Annotated in this window: 10 protein-coding genes; 9 read left to right on the forward strand and 1 reads right to left on the reverse strand. The window is 40.0% G+C overall.

Annotation, left to right across the window (positions count from 1 at the left end; genetic code table 11):
• The first annotated feature begins 102 nt into the window (after positions 1-102).
• Positions 103-804, forward strand: coding sequence for a pyrimidine 5'-nucleotidase (gene yjjG / locus AAEY98_RS05005; protein WP_162022138.1), 702 nt, complete (start codon positions 103-105; stop codon positions 802-804).
• 79 nt (positions 805-883) lie between these two features.
• Here yjjG and AAEY98_RS05010 read toward each other — a convergent pair whose 3' ends face one another.
• On the reverse strand, positions 884-3,469 hold the full coding sequence (locus AAEY98_RS05010; RefSeq protein ID WP_350978999.1) for a penicillin-binding protein 1A: 2,586 nt from the start codon (positions 3,467-3,469) through the stop codon (positions 884-886).
• A 186-nt stretch (positions 3,470-3,655) separates the two neighbouring features.
• On the opposite strand from AAEY98_RS05010, the gene AAEY98_RS05015 reads away from it, so the two are divergent.
• The 8 genes from AAEY98_RS05015 to AAEY98_RS05050 all read left to right on the forward strand — a co-directional run bounded on the left by AAEY98_RS05015 (position 3,656) and on the right by AAEY98_RS05050 (position 12,011).
• The gene (locus AAEY98_RS05015; RefSeq protein ID WP_101087312.1) at positions 3,656-4,735 is read left to right on the forward strand and encodes a pilus assembly protein PilM; all 1,080 of its coding nucleotides are present in this window, start codon (positions 3,656-3,658) and stop codon (positions 4,733-4,735) included.
• On the forward strand, positions 4,723-5,307 hold the full coding sequence (locus AAEY98_RS05020; RefSeq protein ID WP_101087311.1) for a PilN domain-containing protein: 585 nt from the start codon (positions 4,723-4,725) through the stop codon (positions 5,305-5,307). The genes AAEY98_RS05015 and AAEY98_RS05020 overlap by 13 nt, the downstream gene beginning before the upstream one ends.
• Complete coding sequence (locus AAEY98_RS05025; RefSeq protein ID WP_101087310.1) at positions 5,304-5,921, forward strand: type IV pilus inner membrane component PilO; 618 nt, start codon at positions 5,304-5,306, stop codon at positions 5,919-5,921. Before AAEY98_RS05020 ends, AAEY98_RS05025 begins: the two co-directional genes overlap by 4 nt.
• Positions 5,921-6,439, forward strand: coding sequence for a pilus assembly protein PilP (locus AAEY98_RS05030; RefSeq protein WP_101087309.1), 519 nt, complete (start codon positions 5,921-5,923; stop codon positions 6,437-6,439). The genes AAEY98_RS05025 and AAEY98_RS05030 overlap by 1 nt, the downstream gene beginning before the upstream one ends.
• A 21-nt stretch (positions 6,440-6,460) precedes the next feature.
• Entirely contained in the window at positions 6,461-8,509 is a 2,049-nt protein-coding gene (locus tag AAEY98_RS05035; protein WP_162022141.1) for a type IV pilus secretin PilQ, read from the forward strand.
• 447 nt (positions 8,510-8,956) lie between these two features.
• Positions 8,957-9,472 carry a shikimate kinase AroK gene (gene aroK / locus AAEY98_RS05040; RefSeq protein WP_011635865.1) on the forward strand — a complete coding sequence of 172 codons (516 nt, stop codon included), beginning with the start codon at positions 8,957-8,959 and terminating at the stop codon, positions 9,470-9,472.
• 8 nt (positions 9,473-9,480) lie between these two features.
• Entirely contained in the window at positions 9,481-10,557 is a 1,077-nt protein-coding gene (gene aroB / locus AAEY98_RS05045) for a 3-dehydroquinate synthase (protein WP_351015344.1), read from the forward strand.
• A 50-nt stretch (positions 10,558-10,607) separates the two neighbouring features.
• Positions 10,608-12,011: an ATP-binding protein gene (locus tag AAEY98_RS05050; RefSeq protein WP_351015347.1), complete on the forward strand. Its 1,404-nt coding sequence runs from the start codon at positions 10,608-10,610 to the stop codon at positions 12,009-12,011.
• The last annotated feature ends 89 nt before the right edge of the window (positions 12,012-12,100 follow it).

Below are 12,100 nucleotides of genomic sequence, written 5' to 3' on the forward strand. Positions count from 1 at the left end.
CATACCTATTACCATAAGTAGCAGCACAAAAAGTTTTATAATAATGGGCATTATTTTGATCTGAGGTTAGTTATTCATTTAAACAAAAGAAGGACTTCGTAGATGTCGAATTTGCTCAATAAATATAAATGGATTTTATTTGATGCCGATGAAACGCTATTTCATTTCGATGCTTTTGCTGGATTGAAATTAATGTTTTCGCGCTTTGAAGTTGATTTTAATATTGATGACTTTGCTGTTTATCAGCAAGTAAATAAACCATTGTGGGTCGAGTATCAAAACGGTTTAATTAGTGCTACGCATTTACAACATACCCGATTCCATCACTGGGCGAACAAACTATCTGTTACTCCACAGCATCTAAACAGTCAGTTTCTTGCGGCTATGGCCGATATTTGTCAGCCATTGCCTGGTGCCCGGGAACTGATTGATTCTCTAAGCGGTAAAGTTAACCTTGGTATAATTACTAATGGTTTTACCGAGCTACAAAATATCCGCTTGAGCCGTACTGGCTTTGAAGATGCTTTTAATCCGGTGGTTATTTCTGAACAACTAGGTATAGCAAAGCCAGATGTTGCTATTTTTCATCATGCTTTTAGCTTAATGGGAAAGCCGGAGAAGCATCAAGTACTTATGGTTGGCGATAACTTACATTCTGACATCTTAGGCGGTATCAATGCAGGTATCGACACTTGTTGGTTAAATCATCATGACGAACCTATAAGTGATGATATCTCTCCAAGTTATCAGGTTCGTAATTTAACTGAACTGCATCAATTACTGATACCCAACACCATTGTCTAAGATTAAATACGCTATAAAATCAGTAATAAAAAAGCCATTCGACTGAATGGCTTTTTTAATCAATTTATTTTAAACCCTATTATTGAAATAAATCTTCAGCAACATTGTCGATAAAAATATCGCCACTTTGCTGTGTTTCAGTAACATATTCTTTGGGTTCTGTACCTTCAACAAAATACTCAAACTCGGTAGTGTGGTCTGTCTTGCGAGTCAATTTGCCAGTCGCTAAATCAATACGTGCAGATACAATTCCTTTTGGCGGGATAACAGAAGGTTCAGGCGTACCAGACAGGGCCTTATTCATATAGTCATTCCAACCAGGACCAGCGGTTTTAGCACCCGCTTCCGCACCTGATATCTGATCTGGTTCGCCGGTAGCCATCCAGCTTGAGCGTCCTAGCTGACGTCCATGGTCATCAAAGCCAACCCAGAAAGTTGCTGTAAGTGTAGGGTTAAAACCACTGAACCAAGTGTCTCGAGATTCGTTAGTTGTACCTGTTTTACCCGCAATGTCATGACGCTTAATTAATTTAGATGCACGCCAAGCTGTACCATTCCAACCAGTACCTTTGCTCCAGTCGCCGCCGCCCCAAATTACGCTCTTTAGCGCTTCAGTGATCAAAAATGCAGTTTGTTCTGAAACGACTCGCTTAGCAAAGCGAGCTTGTGGATTAGTGCAAATGTTTTGTTCAGCGGTAATGGACGTTGCTTCAACTTCTCCATCTAATGTATCTACTGATGCTTCTGGAGTTTGCTGAGAGAATTCTTCAGCCATCGCAGCAAATGGATCTTCAATAACCACATCATCTTCAACAGAGGGGACTGGTTTGCTGCATGCAATAGCGGGAATGGTTTGTTCAATCGTGTTGTCGTATGAGTCGGTCACGCGATCGATAAAGTAAGGTTCAACTAAATAACCACCATTTGCAAAGCTATTAAATGCAGTGGCGACCTGTAACGGTGTCACTGAAGGTGAACCCAATGCTAACGATTCATTTCGGGGTAAATCACTCGGATCAAAACCAAACTGTACTAGTTTTTTGATAGTGTCATCTAAGCCTGTGTGGCGCATTGCTCTGACTGACATAACATTAATAGACTGAGCTAAACCGACACGTAAACGTGTTGGACCACCGTAAATGTCTGGTGAGTTTTTAGGACGCCACGCAGTGCCCTGACGGGTATCTGGTTTGTTAATCGGAGCGTTATTGATGAGCGTAGCCAGTGTGTAACCTTTTTCTAACGCAGCAGCATAAATAAAAGGTTTAATATTGGAACCTAATTGGCGTTTAGCTTGAGTCACTCGGTTGAATTGACTTTGACTAAAGCTAAATCCACCGACGAGGGTTTTAATCGCACCGTCATGAGGTTCAAGTGACACTGTCGCACTAGATACTTGTGGTATTTGAGATAATTGCCAATACTTACCATTATGACGGATCCACACTTGTTGACCAGCGGTCAAAATATCACTGGCTTGTTTTGGTGGTAAGCTTTGGCGTTTATCGCTTATAAACTTACGCGCCCATTTTAGGCCTTTCCATTCAAGTGTAATCAGTTCGCCCTTGTCATCCATTACCTGTGCTTGTTGATCTTGAACGCTTATAACTGCAGCGGGCATAATGCCCTGCATTGAGTCGGTGCGTTTTAACGTAGCGACAATCTCATCATGGTCGAGCGGAGTATCAGTCCATAATTCAGTCACAGGACCACGGAATCCATGGCGTTGATCATAAGCAAAAACGTTGTCTCTTAGTGATTCCTGCGCCATCAATTGGAGTTCGGATGATATCGTGGTGTAGACATTGTAGCCGTTAGTATAGGCTGCTTCTTCACCGTATTTCTGGATCATGTAATCACGCGCCATTTCTGAAACATACGGAGCGTATAAATCAATTTCAGCACCATGGTATTTCGCGGTCGACGGGCTACTGATAGCCTCTTGATATTCTGCTTGAGTAATATTGCGTTTCTCTAGCATACGACTCAATACCCAATTACGACGAGATATCGCACGTGATTGGTTTCTAATTGGATTAGCTGCAGATGGAGCTTGTGGTAGGCCTGCTATCATTGCCATTTCTGGTAGTGTCAATTGGCTCAGTTCTTTACCATAATAGACTTGAGCAGCAGCACCAACACCATAAGCGCGGTTACCTAGGAATGAACGATTTAAATAAAGAGCTAAAATTTCTTTTTTCGATAACGCCTTTTCAATTTTCAATGCAAGGAAGATTTCTTTTACTTTACGAATGTATGTTTTTTCGTTAGATAAGAAAAATCCTCGGGCAACCTGTTGTGTAATCGTACTTGCACCTTGGCTTTTCTTACCTGTTGTTATTAATATGATTGCCGCGCGGATAATACCAATCGGATCAATACCATTATGTTCAAAAAAGCGCGCATCTTCAGTGTCGAGTACGGCATTAATTAACTGAAAGGGCACTTCTTCATACTCGACAGGTATGCGACGTTTCTCACCAAATTGAGAAATCAGTTTGCCATCGCGGCTGTAAATACGCAGCGGAGTTTGTAATTGGACCGTCTTTAGCGAATTAACATCGGGTAAGTCAGGTAGCACATAAAAGTAAGCGGCAGCTATAGCAGCAATGCCAAGTAGTGATAGGCTAAAAAATGCAATTAATAAACGTTTAAACCACTTCACTCAATAATTCCAGATAAATCAAAAATAGTAGCGGTAGTATATAAGCGGGAGAGTTTTTGGTGAAGTAAAACATGAAATAACTAAATATAATTTGTAAAATGCTGAAACATTTTATACAAATACTTATAACGAGTTGATTATGTGCTAATCTCTTAGAAAATAATAATAGAATTGTGATGACGGACTATGCTTTCTAAATTGTGGAAGCGTCAAGCACCTCAGATGGTTGGGATTGATATTGGGTCCCATGAAATAAAAGCCATTTTGTTGAGCAAGACTGCGGATGGATATAAAATTCAAAATCATGCGTCAGTTCCTGTTAGAAAGGGAGCTGTGGTCGATCATGATATTCGTGATACTGAAGCGGTAATTGAGTCGCTAAGACAGATTCGACGGGGTTTACCTAAATCCCTAAAGTTTGCAGCTGTCGCGGTTTCTGGCTCTGCCGTTATGACTAAAGTCATTTATATGGATGCAGCGTTAAATGAAGAGGAGATGGAAGCTCAAATTGAAATTGAAGCTGACAATCTTATTCCTTATTCACTTGATGAAGTCAGCATCGATTTTGAAAGGCTTAACCCGAATATTACCGACCCAACCAAAGTTAACGTATTACTGAGCGCATGCCGCACAGAAAATATTGATTCACGTGTAGACTCTTTGGATGCCATTGAACTAGACGTTAAAGTTGTTGATGTGGAAGCTTATGCACTTGGACGCTCTGCAGAATTAATTTATGGTCAGTTACCTGATGGCGCTAAAGATAAATCAATCGCCATGGTTGATATCGGCGCCAATATGACCACATTCTCTGTGGTTGAAAATGGTGACACGACGTTTATTCGTGAGCAAGCTTTTGGCGGTGAGTTATTCACTCAGTCAATTGTGTCATTTTATGGGATGCCCCATGATGAGGCTGAACGCGCTAAGATTACTGGACAATTACCGCGTAATTATATGTTCGAAGTTTTATCTCCGTTTCAAATGCAATTGTTACAACAAATTAAACGAACTTTACAAATATATTGTACTGCCAGTGGACGTGAAAAAGTTGACTATATCGTTTTGTGTGGTGGTACCGCTAAGCTAGAAGGAATGGTTGAATTACTAACTAACGAGTTAGGCACTCATACTATAGTTGCAGATCCTTTTCAGGGGTGTTTGCATGCAGATGATGTTATGAAAAGTCAACTTCAACCTAATATGAGTAAATATATGGTGGCATGTGGTCTTGCGCTAAGGAGTTATGCTCAATGGCGAACATAAACTTATTACCTTGGCGTGAAGAAGCTAGAGAGAAGCAAAAACGCGATTTTATCGGTATTTTAGCGTTAGTTTTTTTAGTGACATCACTTGTAGTATATTTATTTTTGGGTTTTCTAGAGGTTGTCACTGAAGATCAGCGTCAGCGTAATGCATATTTAGTATCAGAAATTACCTTACTTGATACCCAAATAGCAGAAATTAGAAAAATTACCGAACGTAAAAAAGATATTGAACGTCGAACTGAAATTATTCTCAACTTACAGCAGTCGCGTAATTTACCTACTCATGTTTTAGATGAATTAGTCCGAATAGTGCCACCGGGTATTTATCTTTCAAGTATAGAGAAAAAAGGTAGCGTGTTATTAATCGAAGGACGAAGCGAATCAAATAATAACGTCGCGAATATGATGAGAAAAGTTAAAACATCTTCTTATCTTAACGATCCGAGTATGCAATCGATTGTGACGCAAAATGAAGAATTAAGACAGTTACAGCGGTTTAAATTACGTGTCACTATCCGTGATGATTCACAAGTCACTAATGTTGATCCGAACCAAGGAGCGAGAAAATGAATCTCGACCTAGATCAATTTAACGATATCGATTTTGAAAATATTGGTGGTTGGCCCAAGCTGGTAAAAATTGTCTTTGCTGCATTTTTATCTGTGTGTGTTATCGGTGCTAGTTATTATTTGTTTATTTCAGATTCGATCGATCAAATGGAAGCTGAACAGCAAAAAGAAATTCAACTTCGTGAAGATTTTGAAACTAAATATCGTTTAGCAGCTAATCTTAAGCTATACCGTGAACAATTAGACGTGATGGAGGTGCAGTTTGCCGAATTGCTTAAAATGCTACCATCCGAAAATGAAATGCCAGGTTTATTAGATGATTTAACATTTGTTGCAACTGATGCTGGCCTCAGAATTAATAGCCTAGATTGGGATGATGAAATTGAACGTGATTTCTATATTGAATTTCCGATAAAGATGTCAGTAGTAGGTGATTATCATCAAATGGGTAATATGGTCAGTGGTGTTGCCAAATTACCTCGAATTGTCAGTTTGCATGATTTTACTATCAAGCAGAACGATGCCGGTGGATTATCAATGGATATTCTCGCCAAAACGTATCGTTTTAAAGAAGGGGCTGAATTAACGAAACAGGCCGATAAGGGGCAGAAATAATGAAATTTTTGCCTTTATTGTTATCAATGGTGTTTTTATTGAGTGGTTGTATTGGCGAACGCAGCGATTTAGAGCTATTTGTTACTACTACAAAGGCGCAACACGTTGCCCGTATACCACCATTAAAGCAAACACCGAAGTTTGAACATTTTGCTTATCAAGCTGAATTAATGCGCAGTCCTTTTGTTCCACCATCAAGGGAATTGACAGAAGAGGTGATTGATACATCTAGAGATTGTTTACAACCAGACTTGAAACGTCGCAAAGGTCGCTTAGAAACTTATGCATTAGACAATTTAAGAATGCGCGGAACATTGAGTGAAGAGAGTACTATTTGGGCTTTAGTCGAATCTAGTGATGCCAATGTTTATCGCATGGGTGTAGGTGAGTATTTAGGGCTTTATCATGGCCGAATTGCTAAAGTTACGCCGCAATTTATCGAAATTATAGAATTAATCCCTGATGGTTCAGGTTGTTGGGCAGAAAGATCCAGCAATTTAGAATTATCAGGAAAATAACGTGCGAAGGATGAGAGAATAATGGAATCTTCTGCCGCGATAAAAAAAGCAATAACAAAGTTATTATTTTTTAGAGCGTTTTTAGGCGCAGTATTATTAATGGGTTTAATACCTAGTGCGATAGCTGCTAATCGTCTTATGGACGTCAAATATCATTCAATGGTTGATCACCAATTAGAATTAGAGTTAATTTTTGAATCATCAATAGTGTCACCGTCTGTGGATTTATCGGCAGACCCGGCAGAAATTATGTTGAATTTCTCAGACACTATTTCTAATTTAAATAAAAGCAAAATTCCGATAAACGCTGTTGGTGTAATAGAGTTAACTACACAACAACAAGGTGGCGATTTACAAATCATTGTTGCAATGTCTAACGTAAAACCATATCAAGGTAAAATTGTTGGTAATAGTTATAGATTAACTATTAATGATGATGTGTCTGGTCCGGTAGAAGCAAACAATCCATTTGTTAATGGTATTAGTAGTATTGATTTTCGCCGCAATAAAACCGGCGGTGGAGAAATATTATTCAATCTTAGCAATCGTTCTGTAGCGGCGAATGTAGAACAAGTTGGTTCAAAGCTTGAAATAAAACTTTATAACACCGATATTGGCAATGACTTACTTTACGTTATGGATGTACAAGACTTTGCTACACCGGTAAATAGTTTTGAAACATTTAAAGATGATTTAACCGCCCGTATTTTGGTGGATGTTGATGGCAACTATGATTATAACTATCGCCAAGATGGCAATGTGTTTAAAGTTAGCGTCGATAAAGTTGAGCGTGTCTCTGTCGCTAAAGAGGCAAAGAAATATAATGGTCGTTCATTATCACTAAACTTCCAAAATATTTCAGTGCGTACTGTGTTGCAAATTATTGCTGATTATAACAACTTTAACCTAGTGACCAGCGATACCGTTGAAGGTGAGATTACCTTACGTTTAGATGATGTGCCTTGGGATCAAGCTTTAGATCTTATATTGCAAACTAAAGGTCTCGACAAGCGTATTGAAGGCAATATTTTAATGGTGGCACCGAGTGAAGAGCTTGCCATTCGCGAAAGTAACGATCTGAAGAATCGCCAAGAAGTAAAAGAGTTAGCACCACTATATTCTGAATACTTACAAATAAACTATGCTAAAGCGATCGATATTGCCGAGTTACTTAAAACTACGGATTCAACGTTATTATCATCTCGTGGTAGTGTTGCTGTTGATGAACGTACAAATACGTTACTGGTAAAAGATACGGCTGAGATTTTAGAAAACGTACACCGCTTAATAGAAGTATTAGACATTCCTATTAAACAAGTGCTAATCGAAGCGCGTATGGTGACAGTGAAAGACGACGTATCTGAAGATCTCGGGATTCGCTGGGGCATAACCGATCAACAAGGTTCTAAGGGCACATCTGGCACCATTGGAGGAGCAACGAGTATTGCTAACGGTACTATTCCAAGCATTGACGATCGCCTCAATGTTAATTTACCGGCAGCAGCAAGCTCGGCGACCAGTATCGCTTTCCATGTGGCTAAATTGGCAGACGGTACAGTACTCGATTTAGAATTAAGTGCATTAGAGCAAGAAAACAAAGGTGAGATCATTGCCAGCCCACGTATTACCACATCTAACCAGAAGTCGGCATACATTGAGCAAGGTGTTGAAATCCCATACGTTGAGTCAGCATCAAGCGGCGCAACAACAGTGACCTTTAAGAAGGCGGTGTTATCGCTACGTGTGACTCCACAAATAACTCCAGATGACCGGGTGATCCTAGATCTTGAAATTACCCAAGATTCTCAAGGAACAACGGTTGCCACAGCAACGGGTGAAGCGGTTGCGATTGATACTCAGCGTATTGGTACTCAGGTACTCGTAGATAATGGCGAAACGATTGTGTTAGGTGGTATTTACCAGCAAAACCTCATTAGCCGAGTAAGCAAAGTTCCGGTTCTGGGTGATATTCCTTTAGTTGGCTTCTTATTTAGAAATTCAACCGACACAAATGAGCGCCAAGAGCTATTAATTTTTGTAACCCCTAAGATTGTTGCTGACAAACGTTAATTTTTTTACACGCTATAGCAATAAAAAAAAGCCAGCTACTTAATTGCTGGCTTTTTTATGACAGTGATTTATGGGGGAGTAATGGCTAAACGCGTTAAATAGCGCATCACTAAACGTTACTCCAATCGAAAAAATTATCGTTTTAGTGGTAATCATGGCAACTTCCTTAAAGTTTTAAGGTATTAACTTTAATTAGATAGTGCAGTGCTAATCGGCCTATAGTCTTTGTATTAACAAAGACTTAATCGAAAACATTACCTTTTATTTGAGGTTTTAAACATCAGTGACATAATAAAATCATGATAAATAGCTGTGATGACTTGCAAGCGGTAGCCCTTAACTGAGATAATCCTCCGTCAAGTCTCATTAGAGCAAGGTTTAATTATAGGTCGGCTTGAGTTTAAGTCGATAAGGCATTCTTTCATATAAGATTCAGACGTATACGAAATGGCTGAAAAACGCAATATTTTTCTGGTAGGCCCTATGGGCGCAGGTAAAAGCACAATTGGTCGCCATCTGGCGCAAATGCTGCATTTAGATTTCCACGATTCAGATCATGAGATTGAACAACGTACCGGTGCAGATATTGCCTGGGTGTTTGACGTCGAAGGTGAGGAAGGCTTCCGTAGACGTGAAGCTCAAGTCATCGGTGATCTTTCAGAAAGGCAAGGTATCGTTCTCGCGACAGGTGGTGGTTCTGTTCAGAGTAAAGATATCCGCAACTATCTTTCTGCTCGAGGTATAGTGGTTTACTTAGAAACAACTATCGACAAACAAGTCGCGCGCACTCAGCGTGATAAGCGTCGCCCGTTGTTACAAGTAGATGATCCACGTGAAGTGCTTGAAAGCTTAGCGGAAATTCGCAACCCTCTATATGAGGAAATTGCGGATGTTATCGTTAAGACTGATGAGCAAAGCGCGAAAATCGTCGCAAACCAAATTATCGAGCAACTTGGCTTTTAGGTAACAACATGCAACAGATTCAGGTTCAATTAGGTGATAGAAGTTACCCCATTTATATTGGCCAGGATTTGATGAATGATAGCGGGCTATTTGCTCGCTACCTAACAAACAAAAAAGCCTTAATTGTTTCAAATGACACCATTGCTCCGTTGTATCTTCAACAGATACAACAAGCGATGAGCGCTTGCGCGCGCATTGAAACGGTTATTTTGCCGGATGGCGAAAAATTTAAAGATTTACAACATCTAGATTTTATTTTTACCGCATTACTTGAGCATAACTTTGCCCGAGACTCGGTATTAGTCGCACTAGGTGGTGGTGTTGTTGGTGATATGACTGGTTTCGCGGCTGCGTGTTATCAGCGTGGAATTGAGTTTATTCAAGTACCAACTACATTACTGTCCCAAGTTGATTCTTCAGTCGGTGGTAAAACGGCTGTTAATCATCCTCTTGGGAAAAATATGATTGGTGCATTTTATCAGCCTAAATCAGTGATTATCGATACGCTTTGCTTACAGACATTACCCGCAAATGAGTTTGCTGCAGGTATGGCTGAAGTGATTAAGTACGGTATTATTTGGGATGCTGACTTTTTCCAGTGGCTTGAAGCAAATGTAGATGCGTTAAAATCGCTTCAAACTGACGCGTTAAATTATGCCATTGCTAAATGTTGTCAGATTAAAGCAGATGTTGTCGCACAAGATGAAACTGAACAAGGTGTAAGAGCGTTATTAAACCTTGGGCATACCTTCGGGCACGCTATCGAAGCTGAAATGGGCTACGGTGTTTGGTTACATGGCGAAGCTGTCTCTGCTGGTACCGTTTTAGCGGCTCAAACAGCATGTAAGCTCAATCTATTAGATGAGCAAAGTGTCGAGCGTATTTGCCGATTGATGCAAGCGTTTGATTTACCTATAACGGCTCCAGAGTCGATGGGTTTTGAACAGTTTATCAAGCATATGCGTCGAGATAAAAAAGTGTTAGGTGGTAAAATCCGCTTAGTATTACCTACAGAAATAGGCAAAGCTGATGTCTTTAGTGATGTGAGTGAAGACTTATTGAAACAGGTTATTAGCTGCGTATAAATTATTCCGCATATAACTATGCTAGCTATAAATTATAGTGTGGTGAATCATTGACGACTCCAGGACTATTGCTACTCCCTACCCAAGAAGCGCTCATTCAGCGTTTACAGCATATTGCTAGTTATAGCGAACAGTTGTTGGTTATTTGTGGTGATAACGGTTCAGGTAAGTCGACACTGACGGCTGCATTAGCCAGTGAGCTAGATGACTACAATTCAGCATTGATCATTTGTCCTCAACACGCTGATAGCGCTGAAATTCGTCGAAAAATTCTGGTTCAATTAATCTCCGCGCCAATTTTTGATGATGAACGTCCTTTGATGGACACCGTACTGAGAATCCAATCTAGTTTAAAAAAACCATTACATATCATCATCGATGATGCCGATTTATTGCCTAAAGATATTTGGGCTGAGTGTATTCTGCTGAGCCAAATTCATTGTGCAGGTAAACCTGTTGCAGTTACAGTGACCGTTACCCCCAGTTTTTGGCATACCTTAGTAGCTGAATTAACTGATGATATTCGTGCTAGATTACTGCCTGTGACTATTGAACCTTTATCGGTACCCGAGCGCGATGGCCTCTATCAAAGTTTATTATTGCGGAGTCGGCAAACACCGTTTATTCCACGTGAAATTATCCATAAGCAATTAGAGAAGCAGCAGGGGACGCCAGCTGAAGTGGTTCAATTATTAGCGTTAGCATTAGAAGAGCCACAAACAGAGCAATCATCTTGGTCTCTGTCAGTTAAAATGATGATAGCTTTTATCACAATATTGGCTGGTGTGTCGCTTTGGTGGGGCATAAGTACACAATTACCTCCTCCTATTTCGGCATCATTGTCGCCAGTATTAACAGCAGAACAATCCGCTGTGCGTGTTAAAGCAGCTCAATATGTCATTGGTTATGCCGACAGTTCATTAAGCGCTTATTTTGCCCATAGGCAATTGGCCTTAACTAAGTCGAGAGCCAATGAACAAGCGCACTTAATCATAGAGCAGCAAATCATTGCTGACAGTTCGCTAGTAGAGGAAGGTGATACTAACCTCATAGAAAATATTCCTGCAGATAATCATACTGACATAGTGGTTAATTCATCATTAAAAGGCTTATCTTTCCAAGGTAAGTTACCCAAAGCGCAAGTTAATACGGTAAGTAAGCCGAATGATATTGTTGAGCGAGATAATACCCCGAATTTAAAAGTGAAAGGTTTTACGCTGCAACTTGCCAGTGTGAATGACAAAGATTCACTTACACCGATTTTAGTTAAACTGGCAAAAGAGCCGCAAGTTTACATAATGAGTTACAAACAACGCCACGTTATATTGCTGGGTGATTTTGAAACCGCATCGGCAGCCTCCGCAAAAGCTAAAAGCCTTCAGAAACAATATGGATTAGCGGCTCCCTGGGTAAGAAAGTGGGCTGACTTAAGTGATTATAAGCGACAAGATTAACAATCTTCATATTCTGCAGCATCCAAGTCAATAGGATGAAAAATCAACGAATAAATCTGCTTTATCCGATGATAATTGTCGTTAAACAG

It is taken from the genome of Shewanella sp. AC91-MNA-CIBAN-0169 (assembly GCF_040310165.1).
GTDB lineage: Bacteria > Pseudomonadota > Gammaproteobacteria > Enterobacterales > Shewanellaceae > Shewanella.